At 64.6% G+C, this 15564-nt stretch carries 20 protein-coding genes; 7 read left to right on the top strand and 13 right to left on the bottom strand.

What is annotated here, in order from left to right:
• Window positions 1-32: 32 nt before the first annotated feature.
• The 3 genes from RIN79_RS06605 to dapD all read right to left on the bottom strand — a co-directional run bounded on the left by RIN79_RS06605 (window position 33) and on the right by dapD (window position 1998).
• On the bottom strand, window positions 33-662 hold the full coding sequence (locus RIN79_RS06605; RefSeq protein WP_309083845.1) for a DJ-1/PfpI family protein: 630 nt from the start codon (window positions 660-662) through the stop codon (window positions 33-35).
• A 101-nt stretch (window positions 663-763) separates the two neighbouring features.
• Window positions 764-1132, bottom strand: a complete 369-nt coding sequence (locus tag RIN79_RS06600) for a DUF805 domain-containing protein (protein WP_309083844.1) — start codon at window positions 1130-1132, stop codon at window positions 764-766.
• 11 nt (window positions 1133-1143) lie between these two features.
• Complete coding sequence (gene dapD, locus RIN79_RS06595) at window positions 1144-1998, bottom strand: 2,3,4,5-tetrahydropyridine-2,6-dicarboxylate N-succinyltransferase (RefSeq protein ID WP_309083843.1); 855 nt, start codon at window positions 1996-1998, stop codon at window positions 1144-1146.
• A 148-nt stretch (window positions 1999-2146) separates the two neighbouring features.
• Here dapD and RIN79_RS06590 point away from each other — a divergent pair, with 148 nt between their 5' ends.
• From RIN79_RS06590 to RIN79_RS06575, 4 genes are all read left to right on the top strand, one after another.
• Window positions 2147-2986, top strand: a complete 840-nt coding sequence (locus tag RIN79_RS06590) for an LOG family protein (RefSeq protein ID WP_309083842.1) — start codon at window positions 2147-2149, stop codon at window positions 2984-2986.
• An 87-nt stretch (window positions 2987-3073) separates the two neighbouring features.
• On the top strand, window positions 3074-3469 hold the full coding sequence (locus RIN79_RS06585; protein ID WP_309083841.1) for a hypothetical protein: 396 nt from the start codon (window positions 3074-3076) through the stop codon (window positions 3467-3469).
• A 55-nt stretch (window positions 3470-3524) separates the two neighbouring features.
• Complete coding sequence (locus tag RIN79_RS06580; RefSeq protein ID WP_309083840.1) at window positions 3525-4481, top strand: DUF1775 domain-containing protein; 957 nt, start codon at window positions 3525-3527, stop codon at window positions 4479-4481.
• Window positions 4482-4571: 90 nt separating this feature from the next.
• The gene (locus RIN79_RS06575; RefSeq protein WP_309083839.1) at window positions 4572-4805 is read left to right on the top strand and encodes a hypothetical protein; all 234 of its coding nucleotides are present in this window, start codon (window positions 4572-4574) and stop codon (window positions 4803-4805) included.
• Here RIN79_RS06575 and RIN79_RS06570 read toward each other — a convergent pair whose 3' ends face one another.
• A complete protein-coding gene (locus RIN79_RS06570; RefSeq protein ID WP_309083838.1) occupies window positions 4806-5516 on the bottom strand; it encodes a pyrimidine 5'-nucleotidase in 711 nt (236 codons plus the stop codon). It abuts the gene before it with no gap.
• Window positions 5517-5675: 159 nt separating this feature from the next.
• On the opposite strand from RIN79_RS06570, the gene RIN79_RS06565 reads away from it, so the two are divergent.
• Window positions 5676-6578, top strand: a complete 903-nt coding sequence (locus RIN79_RS06565; protein WP_309083837.1) for a DMT family transporter — start codon at window positions 5676-5678, stop codon at window positions 6576-6578.
• 9 nt (window positions 6579-6587) lie between these two features.
• Here the strand turns inward: RIN79_RS06565 and argB are convergent, their stop codons facing one another.
• On the bottom strand, window positions 6588-7481 hold the full coding sequence (argB, locus tag RIN79_RS06560) for an acetylglutamate kinase (protein WP_309083836.1): 894 nt from the start codon (window positions 7479-7481) through the stop codon (window positions 6588-6590).
• A gap of 152 nt (window positions 7482-7633) precedes the next feature.
• Between argB and msrB the strand changes: the two genes are divergently transcribed.
• On the top strand, window positions 7634-8137 hold the full coding sequence (gene msrB / locus RIN79_RS06555) for a peptide-methionine (R)-S-oxide reductase MsrB (protein ID WP_309083835.1): 504 nt from the start codon (window positions 7634-7636) through the stop codon (window positions 8135-8137).
• 24 nt (window positions 8138-8161) lie between these two features.
• On the opposite strand, the gene yihA is transcribed toward msrB, so the two are convergent.
• From yihA to RIN79_RS06515, 8 genes are all read right to left on the bottom strand, one after another.
• Window positions 8162-8794 (bottom strand): ribosome biogenesis GTP-binding protein YihA/YsxC, encoded by a 633-nt coding sequence (yihA, locus tag RIN79_RS06550; RefSeq protein WP_309083834.1) that lies wholly within the window; start codon window positions 8792-8794, stop codon window positions 8162-8164.
• 44 nt (window positions 8795-8838) lie between these two features.
• A complete protein-coding gene (locus RIN79_RS06545; protein WP_309083833.1) occupies window positions 8839-9477 on the bottom strand; it encodes a CatB-related O-acetyltransferase in 639 nt (212 codons plus the stop codon).
• A 143-nt stretch (window positions 9478-9620) separates the two neighbouring features.
• Window positions 9621-11474 (bottom strand): membrane protein insertase YidC, encoded by a 1854-nt coding sequence (gene yidC, locus RIN79_RS06540; protein WP_309083832.1) that lies wholly within the window; start codon window positions 11472-11474, stop codon window positions 9621-9623.
• Window positions 11475-11482: 8 nt separating this feature from the next.
• A complete protein-coding gene (gene rnpA, locus RIN79_RS06535; RefSeq protein WP_309083831.1) occupies window positions 11483-11842 on the bottom strand; it encodes a ribonuclease P protein component in 360 nt (119 codons plus the stop codon).
• A 22-nt stretch (window positions 11843-11864) separates the two neighbouring features.
• Window positions 11865-11999, bottom strand: coding sequence for a 50S ribosomal protein L34 (gene rpmH / locus RIN79_RS06530; RefSeq protein ID WP_309083830.1), 135 nt, complete (start codon window positions 11997-11999; stop codon window positions 11865-11867).
• Window positions 12000-12280: 281 nt separating this feature from the next.
• Complete coding sequence (locus RIN79_RS06525; protein ID WP_309083829.1) at window positions 12281-13654, bottom strand: glutamate--cysteine ligase; 1374 nt, start codon at window positions 13652-13654, stop codon at window positions 12281-12283.
• Window positions 13655-13741: 87 nt separating this feature from the next.
• A complete protein-coding gene (locus RIN79_RS06520) occupies window positions 13742-14482 on the bottom strand; it encodes a 16S rRNA (uracil(1498)-N(3))-methyltransferase (RefSeq protein WP_309083828.1) in 741 nt (246 codons plus the stop codon).
• A gap of 31 nt (window positions 14483-14513) precedes the next feature.
• Window positions 14514-15152: a hypothetical protein gene (locus tag RIN79_RS06515; RefSeq protein ID WP_309083827.1), complete on the bottom strand. Its 639-nt coding sequence runs from the start codon at window positions 15150-15152 to the stop codon at window positions 14514-14516.
• 275 nt (window positions 15153-15427) lie between these two features.
• On the opposite strand from RIN79_RS06515, the gene RIN79_RS06510 reads away from it, so the two are divergent.
• A complete protein-coding gene (locus RIN79_RS06510) occupies window positions 15428-15559 on the top strand; it encodes a hypothetical protein (RefSeq protein ID WP_309083826.1) in 132 nt (43 codons plus the stop codon).
• Window positions 15560-15564: the final 5 nt, after the last annotated feature.

The raw sequence follows: 15564 nt of genomic DNA, 5'->3' as shown, positions 1-15564 counted from the left end.
GCGACCATCGCCGCCCGCCGCAGCGCAACGGCTCAGGCAGCGGCGCTCCGCTCTGCCCCACCGGCAATGATCGTCTCGCCGTGACGAATCTCGGTGCCGAGAACCTTCAGGCATTCGCGCATGAAGGCCGCCAGACCCGGCCAGCCCTTTGCCGAGACGAGGTTGCCATCGACATGCGCGCCGGTCGGCGGGACGTCGACATAGATGCCGCCGGCGAGCGTCACTTCCGGCTCGCAATATTGCAGCGCCGCAACTTCCTTGCCGCGCACCACGCCGTCCACCGCGATCAGCACCTGCGCGCCGTGGCAGATGGTGAAGATCGGCTTCCCGGCCTCATGGAAGTGGCGCACGATCGCCTGCACGCGCTTGTCGATGCGGATATATTCCGGCCCGCGTCCGCCGGCCACGTAGACCGCGTCATAGTCCTCCGGCCGAACCTCCGAGAAGGTCTTGTTGAGCGCGTAGTCGTGGCCGAGCTTCTCGGTGTAGGTCTGGTGGCCTTCGAAATCATGCAGTGAGGTCTTGATCACTTCGCCGGCCTTCTTGTCGGGGCAGACCACGTGGACGGTGTGGCCGACGGCGTGCATGGCCTGTTCGAAGACAAAGATCTCATATTCCTCGCTGAATTCACCCACCAGCATCAGGATCTTCTTGCCGGGCATTTCCTCCTCCTTCTCTCCACAGCCGAGCTGAATTGCGAGACGATGGTAGATCGCGGTGCGAAGGAGGAAAAGCCGCTTTTTCGGATGCGACGCCCAAGAGCCTATGCGGGAGCGTTGGTGCGCTCGCCATATTTGTTGGCGGCCTCATCGCCGGGATAGAGGCAAAGAGCGATGAAGGCGAGGATCGAGACGACCGGGATGAAGAGCAGGATCGCCAGAACGCCCGGCTTGCCGAAGTCGTGCAGCCGCTTTGCCGCGAGAGCCAGATGCGACCAGATGGAGACCACCAGGATCGCAAGCAGCAGGCCCTCCCAGAAGGCCTGCGTGTCGCTTCCCTCCGGCGCCAGCAGGAAGCGGTAGAAGGCGAACATCTGGAACAGGCCAAGCAGCAGGCCGGCCAGGAAATAGGGAGCGCGGCTGACCCGTCCGGAAAAGCTGAAGAAAACCCAGGTGAGCTGCGCCCTGTTCACGTGCGAACCGATCAGTCCCTGAGGAGCTCGTTTATCGAGGTCTTGGAGCGCGTCTTCTCGTCCACCCGCTTGACGATGACGGCGCAGTAAAGGCTCGGCCCCCAGTTCTCGCCCGGGACGTTCTTGCCCGGCATCGTGCCGGCAACGACGACCGAATAGGGAGGCACCTCGCCATAGAACACCTGGCCCGTCTCGCGGTCGACGATCTTGGTCGATTTGCCGATGAAGACGCCCATGCCGAGCACCGAACCCTCGCGCACGATGCAGCCTTCGACGACCTCGGACCGCGCGCCGATGAAGCAATTGTCCTCGATGATGGTCGGGCCGGCCTGCATCGGCTCCAGAACACCGCCGATCCCGACGCCGCCGGAAAGATGCACGTTCTCGCCGATCTGGGCGCAGGAGCCGACCGTCGCCCATGTGTCGACCATGGTGTTGCGACCGACATAGGCGCCGAGATTGACGAAGGAGGGCATCAGCACCGCGCCCGGCGCGATATAGGCCGAGCGGCGCACGACGCAGTTGGGCACGGCACGGAAGCCCGCCTTCTCGAATTCGTTCGGGCTCCAGCCGTCGAATTTCGACGGCACCTTGTCCCACCAGACCGCCTCGCCCGGCCCGCCCTTGACGATCTGCATCGGATTGAGCCGAAAGGAGAGGAGCACCGCCTTCTTCAGCCACTGGTTCACGTGCCAGTCGCCATTCTCCCGCCGCTCGGCCACGCGCATCGCGCCGCTGTCGAGCAGGTCCAAGGAGGCCTCGACCGCCTCGCGCACCTCCCCGCGGGTCTCGGTGCTGACGGAATCGCGGTTTTCGAAGGCGTTTTCCACCACTCGTTCGAGCGCGGCGACGTCGGAACTCTTCATCAGCGAATTCTCTCCGCTACATGAGCTGTTAAGGGCTACCCCATAGGTTGGGACGTGCCGGAATGGCAACCGGCGCGGAACCTATGCGATGCGCCGAAGAGGGTCAATCGCAGCGAGCAGGCCGCCGCGCAGGAACACGGGAACGAAAATGAATCCGGATGACAAGACGGGCTGGACGCCGCTTCCCCATTCCGACGAGGATCTGAAGCGCGCCCGCAGCGTGCCGGATACGCCGCAGACGCGCGCGGAGACCTATCGGCTCGCCTGGGACGACGAAGAATTCATGACCCGGCGCGAACTGAGGCCGGTGCGCCTGCAGCTGGAGCTGCTCAAGCCGGAAATGGTGCTGGCCGAGCGCGGCATCCGCTCCACCGTCATCCTTTTCGGCGGCGCGCGCATCCCCGAGCCGGGCGGCGAGGCCTGGGCGGCGAAGAACGAGGTGCAGAAAAGGAACCTCGAAAAGAACAGCCTCTACTATGCCGAGGCGCGCAAATTCGCCCGCCTGTGCTCGGAGCAATCGGCCAAATACGACTACCGGGAGTATGTGGTGGCGACCGGCGGCGGGCCGGGGGTGATGGAGGCGGGCAATCGCGGCGCCGCGGACTGCGGGGCGCCGTCGATCGGCCTCAACATCGTCCTTCCGCACGAGCAGGCGCCCAATCCATACGTGACGCCCGAACTCTGCTTCAACTTCCACTATTTCGCCGTCCGCAAGATGCATTTCATGATGCGGGCCAAAGCGCTGGCGGTCTTCCCCGGCGGCTTCGGCACCATGGACGAACTCTTCGAATCGCTCACCCTCATCCAGACCGGGCGCATGGAGCGGATGCCGGTGATCCTTTTCGGCAGGGAGTTCTGGGAACGCGCCATCAATCTGGAGTTCCTCGCCGAGCAGGGTACGATCTCACCCGGCGACGAAGATCTCATCAGCTTTGCCCAGACCGCCGAGGAGGCTTGGCAATACATAGCCGACTTCTACCAGCTGTAAGCTCTCCATCCTTGCTGTGACGGGAGCGCGGGCATGTCGCAGCAACAAGCGCTGGCGCAGCCGGTCCCCCTTCGCTACAAAAACTGAATGAAAGGTGCAGGTTCGCATCAAAGCTGGTTCGCGGCGCTGCGGCGCGACAGGGGGCTCTTCGCCCTTGTCGGCGCTCTCGCCGTGCTGCTCGGCCTCCTGCAGCCTGTTGCGGCGGCTAAGGACGCCACGTTCGCCGACCTCCTTGTCATCTGCACCGACCATTCCTCGCCAGCGCCGGCGGACCACCCGCCGGCCGGCGGTCCGGATTGCCCGCTCTGCCCTACGGGGCACCTGTGCGGGCTTGCCGGCTTTCTCGGCACGGCGGCGAGCGCGGCGCCGGCGGTCATCCCACCGGAGAGAGACCTGCCGACCGCGATCCCGGCTGGAACAAGGCTCGCCGCCCCGGCCGGCGAGGCACCGCCCGCGATTCGAGGACCGCCCCTTCCCGCGTGAGCACCGGCCGGTTTTTTGGCGGCCATGACCATCACGCAGAACAGGAAGGCATATCATGCACAACTTCAGCCTGGCCGCTTGCGCGGCAACACTCCTCCTTTCGTCCGCCATCCCCGCACTTGCCCATGTCTCGCTGCAGCAGAGCGATGCCACCCCTGGCACCTACAAGGCGGTGCTCGGCGTGCCGCATGGCTGCGAGGGCGAGCCCACCATCTCCGTCCGCGTCCAGATCCCCGAAGGATTTGTCGGCGTCAAACCCATGCCGAAGCCCGGCTGGACGGTCGAGATCGAAAAGGGCGACTATGGCAGGACCTACCAGCTGCACGGGGACGAGGTGGCGTCCGGACCCGTCGCCGTGACCTGGACGGGCGGCAGTCTTGCCGACGAGCACTATGACGAATTCACGCTGCGCGGGACGCTGGCGGAGGTCGAAGAAGGCCAGCGGCTCTTCTTCAACACCGTGCAGACCTGCCCCTCGGGGAAAGAGGAGGCATGGGTGGAGCAGGCAGCGGACGGGCAGGATCCGCATGCGCTGGAACGCCCGGCTCCCTTCGTGACCATTGCTGCCGGCGAGGCGGACGGGCATCACCAGCACGGCGCGGCGGAAATATCCGCCGGCGAGCTGCGCATCGCCGAGCCCTGGGCGCGGGCGATGCTGCCCGGCCAGCCCACCGGGGGGGCCTATATGACGATCCGCAACGATGGCAGCGAGGCGGACCGGCTGGTTGCGGTGACTTCGCCCGCCGCCGGAAAGGTGGAGATCCACACGATGGAGATGAAGGGGGAGGTGATGGTGATGCGGCCGCTGGAAGGCGGGCTCGAGATCCCCGCCGGCGGGAGCGCCGAGCTCGAACCAGGGGGGCTGCACCTCATGTTCCTCGAGGTGAGCGCGCCCTTTGCCGAAGGCACCGAAGTTCCTGTCACACTGGAGTTCGAGAAGGCGGGTAAGGTCGATCTCAGCCTGCCCGTGCTGCCGGCGCGCACCGGACGCGGCGGCGGTCACCAGCACTGAGCGCCATCGGGCGAGGCGGAGGAAAAGCCGCCTCGCCCGGGAACGCGCGCGGCAGGAGGACGTTCTGCCCGGGAGAGAAGGAGTTTTGCGATGTCCCGAAGCGTTCCCGAAGACGACATGATGGATGCCCAGCAGTCGAAAGATCTCGGCCATCCGACAAAGCCGCAGCCGGACCAGGCGAAGGATGCCGGGAAGGAAGGCCCCGCGGAGCAGATCGAGGACGATGTGCGCGCCAATCGCGGGCTGGGCACGCAGACCCGGCCGCGGGAAAAGAGCGACACCGAAAAGGCAATGGAACGGGCGACCGACCGGTCGAAGCGATAGCTACGGCGTGGCGGGCGCCAGTATTGCCCGCAAGAAGCTCGTCAGGTCATCCGTCACATAATCGACGTGGTCTTCCCTGCCCGCGTCGCGCTCCCAAATCTCCGAAAATGTCGGCTCGAAATTCCTTGGCACGATGAGCACGGTCGTCATGCCCAGTTCCTTCGGCACCAGAAGATTGCGCGCCAGATCCTCGAACATCACCGCATTCGGGCCGGCGATCGCATGGAGCGCCACGAAGAGGTCGTAGCTCTCCTTCGAGGGCTTCGGCTGCAGCCCCGCGGCGACGATATCGAAAATGTCCTCGAAATGGTCGAGTATGCCGAGTTGGCGCGCCGCGCGCTCGGCATGGCCGCGATTGCCATTGGTGAAAATGAACTTGCGCCCCGGCAGCGCGCGAATGGCCTCGCCCAACGCAGCATCGGGCTCGATCCACGAATAGTCGATATCATGCACCTTCTCGAGAAAATCATCGGGATCGATCTGGTAGCGCTCCATCAGTCCGCGCAGCGTCGTTCCGTGATCGCGGTAGAGTTCTTTCTGCAACAGCCGCGCTTCCTCCCGCGGCAGATGCAGGAGTTCCGAGACATAGGCCGTCATCTTGACATCTATCTGCGAGAACAGATTGCCGTGGTGCGGGTAGAGCGTGTTGTCGAGGTCGAAGACCCAATCGGTGACATGGGCGAAACGCGAGGGATCGGGAAGGTTCGTCATAGCCCCTTATGGCAGGTCGCCGTCGCTTTTCAAACGAGATGATCCGGCGGCGCCAGCCGACCCACGCGCAAAGACCTCCCGTCATCGCGTATGAGACGCATATTGCGCCAGGCGGATTGCCGGTCTAAGCCTCGCGGTATCCCACTTGCCGCACTTTCCATGGAACTCTGGATCCCGATCACCATCGCCGCCGCGCTCCTGCAGAATCTGCGTTCGACGGCGCAAAAGCACCTGAAGAACGTGATGGGCACGACGGGCGCGACCTTCGTGCGCTTCGGCTTCGGCCTGCCCTTCGCCGCGCTCTTCGTGCTCGCGCTGCATGGGCTGGCCGGCTATCCGCTGCCGCAGATCAACCCGGCTTTCCTCGGCTGGGTGGTGCTGGGAGGCCTCGGGCAGATCGCCGCGACCTTCCTGCTGCTGCACCTCTTTTCCTTCCGAAACTTTGCGGTGGGCACTGCCTATTCCCGTACCGAGCCGGCGCAGGCGGCCGTCTTCGGCCTCATCTTCCTGCATGAACTCTCCGGGCCGGGCTCGCTGATCGCGATCGCGATCACCGTCCTCGGCGTCATGCTGATCTCGGTCGCCCATGTGCCGATGAGCTGGCGCAATCTCCTCGTCTCGCTCGTCAGCCGCAACGCCTTGATCGGCCTTGCATCGGGAACGCTGTTCGGCGTGGCGGCAGTGGCCTACCGTGCCGCTTCGCTCTCGCTCGGCGGCCCCAATTTCATGATGCAGGCGGCCACGACGCTGCTCTTCACCATCTTCTTCCAGACCGTCGTGATGCTCGCCTGGATCCTTTGGCGCGACCGCCCGGAGATCGGCCGCATCGGGAAAGCGTGGAAGCCGTCGCTCTTCGTCGGCCTGGTCGGCGCGTCCGCTTCCTTTGGTTGGTTCGCCGCCATGACGCTGCAACAGGCCGCGGTGGTGAAGGCGCTGGCCCAGATCGAAATGATCTTCACCTTCGCCTCGTCGGTCTACTTCTTCCGCGAGCAGATCAACCGCACGGAGGTGGCCGGATGCCTGCTGATCGTGGCAGGCATCCTTGTTCTCGTGCTTGTCTGAACCCACCGCTCAGGGGACGATCAGGGTTCCCGCGCCATGCTCGGTGAAGAGCTCCAGAAGCACCGCATGGGCCGTCTTGCCGTTCACGATCACGACGCCCTCGACGCCGCGCTCGATGGCCTCGATGCAGGTCTCCACCTTGGGGATCATGCCGCCCGAGATCGTACCGTCCCTGATCAGCGCGCGGGCCTGCGAGACCGTCAGCTCGTCGATCAGCTTCTTATCGCGATCCAGCACGCCGGGAACGTCGGTGAGGAAAAGGAGGCGGCTTGCCTGGACGGCGCCGGCGATGGCGCCGGCAAAAGTGTCAGCATTGATGTTGTAGGTGTGACCATCGCGCCCGGGTGCGACGGGCGCGATGACGGGGATCATCTCCGAGCGGGCAAGGAGGTCCAGGAGCGTGCGGTCCACCTCCACCGGCTCACCGACAAAGCCAAGGTCCAGCACGCGCTCGATATTGGAGTCCGGATCCGTAATCGTCTTCCTGGCCTTCTCGGCGAAAACCATATTGCCGTCCTTGCCGCAAAGGCCGATCGCCCACTCGCCCTCGGCATTGATGAGCGCGACGATCTCCTTGTTGATGGAGCCGGCCAGCACCATTTCCACCACCTCGACGGTGCGCCGGTCGGTCACGCGCAGGCCGCCCTCGAACTTGGATTCGATGCCCAGCCGCTTCAGCATGTCGCCGATCTGCGGGCCCCCGCCGTGGACGACGATCGGATTCACGCCGGACTGTTTCAGAAGCGCTACGTCGCGTGCAAAGGCGCGGCCGAGGGCGACATCACCCATGGCATGGCCGCCATATTTTATCACGACGGTCTTGTTCTCGTAGCGCTGCATGAAGGGAAGCGCCGCAGAGAGGAGCCGCGCCTGCGCTTCGGCGGTTTCGGTGATTTCCGTCATGGTCGTCGCGCCCTGCTCTATGGACGCCCGTCTCCATATAGCATTCAGTCGCGCACGCAACGGCGAAGTGATCTTCCGAACCTCACGCCCCAGTGATTTGCCGCCGCGGCCCTTCTGGCCTACCCTTTGGGGAGGTAACGGAGAGGCAGCTCATGAGACGCCGCAATTTTCTCCTTGGCAGCGCCGGTGCGATTGCCGCCCTCGCCGGCGGAGCCCTCATCCTGCGCGAAGAACAGAGCGGACGCGCCATGGCCGAAGAATTCGAGATCACCAAGACGGACGCCGAATGGCGCGCCACCTTGTCACCCGACCAATATTCCGTGCTGCGCGAGGAAGACACCGAGCCGGCCTTCACCAGCCCGCTCAACGAGGAAAAGCGCGCCGGTACCTTCCATTGCGCCGGATGCGACCTGCCGCTCTATTCCTCCAAGGCGAAATTCGATTCCGGCACAGGCTGGCCGAGCTTCTGGGAGTCCCTTCCCAATGCCATCGGCACCAAGGAGGACAATTCCTTCTTCATGGCGCGCACCGAATGCCATTGCCGGCGCTGCGGGGGGCATCTCGGCCATATCTTCAACGACGGTCCGCCGCCGACCGGAAAGCGCCACTGCATAAACGGGGTGGCCCTGGCGTTCAGGCCGGAGACGGCGGCTTAGGGCAGAGACCCCTTTCGCCGGCAGCTAGAGATTGTCCTTGACGGCGCGGATGATCGCCTCGCGCAGCTCTTCCATGCCGAGGCCTTTCTCCGACGAGGTGGCGAGCACCTCAGGGAAGGCAGCCGGGCGCTTGGCAAGCTTCGCCCGCGTCTCCTCGATGAGACGCGCGACCGCGGGCGGCTTGATCTTGTCGGCCTTGGTCAGCACGACCTGGTAGGAAACGGCGGCGCTGTCAAGGATGTCCATAACCTCCTCGTCGATCTTCTTGACGCCGTGGCGGGCGTCGATGAGGAGGTAGACGCGCTTCAGCGTCACGCGGCCGCGCAGATAGTCGAAGACGAGCTTCGTCCAGGCGTCCACCTGCGCCTTCGGCGCCTTGGCGAAGCCGTAGCCGGGCATGTCGACGAGCGCCATGGGCGGAAGATCGCCGGCCTCGCCGCTAAAACCCTCCGGCACGAAATAGTTGAGCTCCTGCGTCCGGCCCGGCGTGTTCGACGTGCGCGCCAGCCCCTTTTGGCCGACCAGGGTATTGATCAGCGAGGATTTCCCCACATTGGAGCGGCCGGCAAAGGCGACTTCCGGCGGCCCTTCCGGCGGCAGGAACTTCATCGCCGGCACGCCACGGATGAAGGTCCATGGGCGCACGAACAATTTCATGCTCGGCGCACGTTCCGGCTCGGCAGTAGCCGTATCTCCCGCCTTCACTCCGCTGCCTCCAGGCGCGCCAGGTCATTGCCGCGAATTGCATCCAGGTTGCGCGTGATCTTGTCGACCGGCCAGTTCCACCAGGCGATCTCCAGCAGGCGCCTGACCGTCGCCGCATCGAAGCGCATCTTCACGGTGCGCGCCGGATTGCCGGCGACCACGGCATAGGGCGGCACGTCGTGGGTGACGACGGAGCGCCCGCCGACGATGGCGCCATCGCCGATCTTCACGCCGGGCATGATGACCGCCTCGAAGCCGATCCACACATCGTTGCCTATGACGGTATCGCCACGAACCTCGTTGCGCCAGGCCTGATCGTCGAAGCCGACCTCCCAGCCATGGCCGAAGATGTTGAACGGATAGGTGGAAAAACCGGACAGGATATGATTGGCCCCGTTCATGATGAATCGCGCATTCTCGGCGATGGCGCAGAAGCGGCCGATAATCAGCTTGTCGCCGATGAATTCATAGTGATGCAGCACGCATTTCTTGAAGAACAGGTCCGGTCCTTCCGGATCGTCGTAGTAGGTGTATTCGCCGATCTCTACGTTCGGCGCGTCGACCAGAGGCTTAAGAAAGCCGACGCGCGGATGCATCATGAGCGGATGCTTCAGTTCGGGTCTGGGACCGTGCATGGCGGCTCCTCCGTCCGGGCGATGATATCCCGATTGTCACCGCAGTTGCGCCTGGAGACAAGCAGGGTGCGCGATAGCCACCCTCCCTCGGGGCATCGGCGGGTGGACGCGGCAGGCGCCGGTCCTCCCGCGAGGAGAGGCCCCTATTCCGCCGGTTTCGGCTTTCGCCGGAAGAGGCCGATCAGGTTGTCCCACAGCTCGATCTTGGCGCCCTGGCGTTTCATGATGACCCCCTGCTGGATGATCGACAGCAGATTGTTCCAGGCCCAGTAGATGACGAGGCCGGCCGGGAAGGTCGCCAGCATGAAGGTGAAGATCACCGGCATCCAGTTGAAGATCATCGCCTGGGTCGGGTCCGGCGGAGCGGGGTTCATGCGCATCTGCAGGAACATGGTGATGCCCATGATGATCGGCCACACGCCCAGCATCAGGAAGGGTCCGAGAACCGGAACCTGGGACGGGTCGAAAGGAAGCAGCCCGAACAGGTTGAAGATGGTCGTCGGATCGGGCGCCGAGAGGTCCTGTATCCAGCCGAAGAAGGGCGCGTGGCGCATCTCGATCGTCACATAGAGGACTTTGTAGAGAGCGAAGAAGACGGGAATCTGGATCAGGATCGGCCAGCACCCCGCCAGCGGATTGATCTTCTCCTTCTTGTAAAGCTCCATCATCGCCTGCTGCTGCTTCATCTTGTCGTCCGCGTATTTCTCGCGGATTTCGAGCAGCGCCGGCTGGACCATCTTCATATTCGCCATGGACTTGTAGGACTTGTTGGCGAGCGGGAAGAAGACGAGCTTGACCACCACGGTCGTGGCGAGGATGGCAAGGCCGAAATTGCCGAGCAGCCTGAACAGCCAGTCGATCAGGTAGAACATCGGCTTGGTGATGAAATAGAACCAGCCCCAGTCGATGAGCAGTTCGAACTGGCGGATGCCGTATTGCGCCTCGTAGCCGTCGACCACGTGGACCTCCTTGGCCCCGGCGAAGACAAGCGTCTCCACCGCCGCCTGCGCGCCCGGTGCCACGGTGATCGGACCGGTCAGATAGTCGGCCTGGAAGCGCTGCCGGCCGTCATCGAAATAGGCGAAGCGGGGCTCGAAATCCTTGCCCGCGCGCGGCACCATGGTGACGGCCCAATATTTATCGGTGATGCCGAGCCAGCCATCGGCCGACGTGCCGGGCTGGATTTGGCGGCTCTCCTCGGCTTCGGAGTAGTCGACCTCCCGCAGGCCCTCCTCGCCGAGCACGCCGATGAAGCCCTCGTGCAGGATATAGATGCCTGCTGTCTCGGGGTGTCCGAAGCGGGTCGTGCGGCCGTAGCTGCGCAGTTCCACGGGGGCTCCGGCGGCATTCTGGATCGTGTCGCTGACGGTGAAGAGATAGTTTTCGTCCACCGCAAAGGTGCGGCGGAAGGTCAGCCCCCGATCATTGGTGAAGCTCAGCGTCACCGGGTTTCCCGGCGAGAGCACAGAGCCCTGCTCGACGGTCCAGACGGTGTCGGGACCGGGAACGCTCCCGCTGGCCTCGCTGCCGACATAGCCGAGCTCGACGTAATAGCCGTCCGCGAGCGGCGAGGGGTTCAAGAGCTCGATGTTGGGGGAATCATCGTCGACCGTGACGCGATAGTCCTTGAGCAGCAGGTCGTCGAGGCGCGCGCCGGAGAGATTGATGGAGCCGGAAAGGCGCGGCGTATCGATCCTCACACGCTGGCCGGCGGCAAGGGCGGCGTCACGCGTCACCGGTCCGGCTGCTGCGCCCGCGCCACCGGGCACGGACGCGCTGCCGGTCCCGGTCGTGGGGATGTCCGACGCGCCGCTGCCGTTCTCCTGCTGGGCCGCGGTCTGGCCGCCCTGCTGGGCCGCCTGTCCCGACCGCTCCGCCTCAATGCGGGCCGCCTCGCGCTGCGCCTCCACGCGCGGATTGACATAGAAGACCTGCCACAGGGTCAGGATCAGCACCGAAAGCGCGATCGTGATGAGGAGGTTGCGATTGTTTTCCATGGATGTCCTTAGCCCGCGCGATCGGGTCTGTTGCCGCGGAAGCGACGCGAAAGCTCGCCCTTCAGCGCCTCGAAGGGCGCGTCCAAAATCTCGCGCCGTCCGACGACCACATAATCCGTGCCGGGCGCCATGTCATCGGCGGCATGAACGCGCACCGCCTCGCGCAGCCGGCGGCGGATGCGATTGCGTTCGACCGCATTGCCGGTCTTCTTGGTCACGGTGATGCCAAGGCGCGGCGGACCCTGATCCCCGCGCTCCAGAAGCTCGAGCAGAAACAGCCGCCCACGCCGCTTGATGCCGCGCTGGGCCGCCAGAAACTCGGCACGCTTGGTAAGCCGCCCCGGACGCTTCTGCGCTCGGCCAGTCAACGCCCCCGGCCCCGGCGAACGCCTAGGCGGACAGCCGCTTGCGGCCACGATTGCGGCGGGCGGCGATCACGGTGCGGCCGCCTTTGGTGGCCATGCGCGCGCGAAAGCCATGGCGGCGTTTGCGGACGAGTTTCGAGGGCTGATAAGTGCGCTTCATTTATTTAGATACCGCGGAGTGCGGCCCTTCTTCATTCTGTCTTCCGAACAGGAGCATTCATTCTTGACCGCAGCGGACGCACGACAACGCGCCGGGCGGCCAGCCCGAACGTGCCGGGCTTATAGGTAGCCGGACGGCGAAAGTCAATGAAGGAGAGCGTGATCAGGGCAGGAGGACGCCGTGGGGCGTTCTAATTGTGCCGGTCGTCTAGACAATTAGACAAATTCGCAACAGCCGCTATGGTCCTCAAAGAGGGTGGCGGTCCCCGAGCGCCTTATCACCTAATACGCATGTTCCAGGAAAACCGGCTCGATGGAGCCTCCCCAGCGGGTGTTGTAGGCGGTGACCATTTCCTCGGCGCTGGTGGTGCCGCGCGCCACCACTTCCTCCAGCGGGCTCAGGAAGCCGGTCTCGTCATAGCCTTCCCGGTTCCTGCGCGCGCGGTTCGCAAGCCCCATACGCGAAATCGCCAGCACCTCGCGAGCCGTCTCGCGCAGCCGATGATTGCGGAACATGACGGAGAGGCCTTCCACGGGCACCAAGTCGCGCAGCCTCTGCACCTCTTCGAAGCTCCAGCCCTTCGTCAGGTCTTCCACCGCGTCGAGGGCGGCATCGTCGTAAAGAAGCCCGACCCAGAAGGCGGGCAGTGCGCAGATGCGCCGCCACGGCCCTCCATCGGCGCCGCGCATCTCCAGATACCGCTTCAGGCGCACCTCCGGGAAAAGCGTGGAGAGATGGTTGGCCCAGTCGCCCATCGTGGGCATCCCCTCGGGCACAGAATCGCGCAGCGCCCCTTGCATGAACTGGCGGAAGGTGACGTGCGTGCAATCGTAATAACGGCCGTTGCGGATGACGAAATACATGGGCACGTCCAGTGCCCATTCCACATAATCCGCAAAGCCGAAACTGTCGGAGAATACGAAGGAGAGCAGGCCGGCGCGCTGGTTATCCGTGTCGCGCCAGACATCGGCGCGCCAGGACTGGAAGCCATTCACGGCGCCATTGGTGAAAGGCGAACTTGCGAAAAGGGCGGTGGCGAGCGGCTGGAGCCGCATGCCGACCTGCATCTTGCGGCGCATGTCGGCTTCAGACGAGAAGTCCAGATTCACCTGTATGGTGCAGGTGCGGTACATCATGTCGAGCCCGCGGCTGCCCACTTTGGGCATGTAATTCGACATGATCTCGTAGCGCGACTTGGGCATGCGCGGCGTTTCCGCCAGTGTCCATTTCGGGCTTCCGCCAAGCCCCAGGAACCTTATGCCGAGCGGTTCGGCGATCTCGCGCAGTTGCGCCAGATGGGCATTGCTCTCGCGGCAGGTCTGGTGGATCGTCTCCACCGGCGCGCCGGAAAGCTCGAACTGGCCGCCCGGCTCCAGCGATATCGCGCCCTGGCCGGTGGGCTCGACGAGGCCGATGATGCGGCCGCCGTCGATGATCGGGTTCCAACCCAGGATCTTCTGCATGCCCTCGAGCAGCGCGCGTATGCCGCGATCCCCGTCATAGGGGACCGGCCGGTGGCCATCGACATAGAAGGGGAACTTCTCGTGCTCGGTGCCGATGCGCCAGGCTTCCTTCGGCTTGCAGCCGGCGGCGATATGGGCGACGAGTTCGTCGGCCTTTTCGATCGGCCGGTTGTCGGTTGTATCGCGCGCCATTGTTGTCGTCGTCTCCGGCCTGACCCAAGCATCGCCTGATTGGCGAAGACCGAAATCCCAATCAAGCGAAAAGTTCTGAAGCCTGCGTCAGGCGCGCCAGTCGCCAGCGGACGCCTGGATAAGCGCGAGCGCGGCAACGGCCGCCGTGTCGGCGCGCAGGATGCGCGGGCCAAGCGGAACCGGAACGACGAAGGGCAGCGCGCGCAGCATTGCGCGCTCCGCTTCCGAGAAGCCGCCTTCCGGACCGACAAGCAGCGCCAGCTTCCGGCCGGCAAGGGCTGAGAGGGCCGGCAGCGGATTGTTGCCCGGCGCATCCTCGTCGCAGTAGACGAGCCGCCTGCCCTCTTCCCATATCTCCAGCATCCTCTCGAGCTTCAGCGGCTCCCGCACAATGGGGATGGAGATGATGCCGCATTGTTCGGCTGCCTCGATGATGTTGGCTTCGATGCGTTCCAGCCCGATCCTCGGCACCTGCGTGTGCTGGGTGATGACGGGCTGAAGGATGCCGGCCCCCATCTCCACTGCCTTCTGCACGAGGTAATCGAGCCGCCCCTGCTTCAGCGGCGCAAAGCAATAGAGAAGATCGGGCTGCGGCGTCTGCGGGCGGGTAAGCGTGCGCACCGCCAGGCGGGCGGACTTTTTCGCGACGCCGGCGATCTCGGCCAGCCATTCGCCATGCCGCCCGTTGAAGACGAGCAATTCGCTGCCTTCGCGCATACGCAGCACATGGGCGAGATAATGCGCCTGCTCGCGCGTGGTCTCGATCTCGGCCCCTGCCGAGAGGTCGTCCGGCAGATAGAGCCGCTGCATCCTGTAATTCGCCCGCATCGGCGCTTGATGCGTCGGCGCCCTCGCGCGGTCAAGGGGTGGCGGAAGGGTGCCAGACCGGCCGGTAGCCCTCTTTGAGCGCGGCAACGGTGGAAGGCGGTGTGATCAGCTTGAATTCCGAGGCGGCAGTGAGCTCGGCTTCGCCATACCCGCCGAAATCCCATGGCAGAAGCTTCCCGGCGCGAACAGCGAAGGGACGGCCGTCGCGCTCCACCATGGCTCCGTCCGGGAGTGACGCTGCCTCGCTGGGCGGAAGGCGAACGAGCGGGCCGCCGCTGGCGCGCCGCTCGCGATGCAGAATGACGTCCAGGTCGGGCGCGGACATCCGATGCCGCCCCTGCCCCGCCGCAAAGGAGCGGGCGAAGGCCTGCGCGCGTTCGCGCCGGCAGTAGAAGCAGGGCCTGTGGCCGGCCGCCAGTGCGGTCACCTCGTCGAGAAAGAAGAGCTCGGTCCAGCCCGCGCCGCCCGTGCGGCCGTTACGGCCCATGACGTCGCGCCGGCGGCCCTGAAAGGCGCATTCGCAGATGAGCCATGCGCGCGTCGTCCACCGCCGCTTGAGCAGAGTTCTGGTCCCGGGATCGTGAATGACGCCTCGGTTCCCCGTGAAGAGGCCGCGAGCGGCAACAGCGTGGATGGCGCCGAACGGATCGACGCGGTTCTGGAAAGGCATGGGAGGACCCTCCGGTCTCAGCAGGCCGAGGAGCGACATCTGCGGCCCATCGGCAATCCGTTTCCTGCGCCCGCCATGCTCGGCGCTGCAAAAGAGCAACACCCCTACGAAACTGTGAATCGAGCACGGGAGTCATCTTGCAACTTCGCCGGCAAAGCCTCATCTGGCGCGCCGAGATTCAATGAAACCTTTAACCAAATGTGGGCGCCTGGCCGGAACCAATTGGTAACGGCTCCTGTTTATGCTCGCAAAAAATCGGAAGAGAGATGAGTGTGATGCGCGCTGCAATCCTTTCGCTTATGCTGTTCACGGCAGTGACGATGAGCGGTGCAGGCATCTATGCCGCGACCGCCGGTGGCGTTTACCAGGCCACTGACGGCTACGGCATCACCGCTTTCGCGCGCTAGTCTCG

This window comes from Chelativorans sp., assembly GCF_031180965.1.
Taxonomy (GTDB): Bacteria; Pseudomonadota; Alphaproteobacteria; order Rhizobiales; family Rhizobiaceae; genus Chelativorans.
Note: the sequence above shows the minus strand (reverse complement) of the source record. Positions and strands in the feature narration are given on the sequence as shown.

Bases quoted from the DNA above. Each gene is read 5' to 3' on its own strand.
- RIN79_RS06605 (WP_309083845.1), bottom strand. From the start codon at position 662: ATGCCCGGCAAGAAGATCCTGATGCTGGTGGGTGAATTCAGCGAGGAA.
- dapD (WP_309083843.1), bottom strand. From the start codon at position 1,998: ATGAAGAGTTCCGACGTCGCCGCGCTCGAACGAGTGGTGGAAAACGCC.
- RIN79_RS06590 (WP_309083842.1), top strand. From the start codon at position 2,147: ATGAATCCGGATGACAAGACGGGCTGGACGCCGCTTCCCCATTCCGAC.
- RIN79_RS06585 (WP_309083841.1), top strand. From the start codon at position 3,074: ATGAAAGGTGCAGGTTCGCATCAAAGCTGGTTCGCGGCGCTGCGGCGC.
- RIN79_RS06580 (WP_309083840.1), top strand. From the start codon at position 3,525: ATGCACAACTTCAGCCTGGCCGCTTGCGCGGCAACACTCCTCCTTTCG.
- RIN79_RS06575 (WP_309083839.1), top strand. From the start codon at position 4,572: ATGTCCCGAAGCGTTCCCGAAGACGACATGATGGATGCCCAGCAGTCG.
- RIN79_RS06570 (WP_309083838.1), bottom strand. From the start codon at position 5,516: ATGACGAACCTTCCCGATCCCTCGCGTTTCGCCCATGTCACCGATTGG.
- RIN79_RS06565 (WP_309083837.1), top strand. From the start codon at position 5,676: ATGGAACTCTGGATCCCGATCACCATCGCCGCCGCGCTCCTGCAGAAT.
- argB (WP_309083836.1), bottom strand. From the start codon at position 7,481: ATGACGGAAATCACCGAAACCGCCGAAGCGCAGGCGCGGCTCCTCTCT.
- msrB (WP_309083835.1), top strand. From the start codon at position 7,634: ATGAGACGCCGCAATTTTCTCCTTGGCAGCGCCGGTGCGATTGCCGCC.
- yihA (WP_309083834.1), bottom strand. From the start codon at position 8,794: ATGAAATTGTTCGTGCGCCCATGGACCTTCATCCGTGGCGTGCCGGCG.
- RIN79_RS06545 (WP_309083833.1), bottom strand. From the start codon at position 9,477: ATGCACGGTCCCAGACCCGAACTGAAGCATCCGCTCATGATGCATCCG.
- yidC (WP_309083832.1), bottom strand. From the start codon at position 11,474: ATGGAAAACAATCGCAACCTCCTCATCACGATCGCGCTTTCGGTGCTG.
- rpmH (WP_309083830.1), bottom strand. From the start codon at position 11,999: ATGAAGCGCACTTATCAGCCCTCGAAACTCGTCCGCAAACGCCGCCAT.
- RIN79_RS06525 (WP_309083829.1), bottom strand. From the start codon at position 13,654: ATGGCGCGCGATACAACCGACAACCGGCCGATCGAAAAGGCCGACGAA.
- RIN79_RS06520 (WP_309083828.1), bottom strand. From the start codon at position 14,482: ATGCGGGCGAATTACAGGATGCAGCGGCTCTATCTGCCGGACGACCTC.
- RIN79_RS06515 (WP_309083827.1), bottom strand. From the start codon at position 15,152: ATGCCTTTCCAGAACCGCGTCGATCCGTTCGGCGCCATCCACGCTGTT.
- RIN79_RS06510 (WP_309083826.1), top strand. From the start codon at position 15,428: ATGCGCGCTGCAATCCTTTCGCTTATGCTGTTCACGGCAGTGACGATG.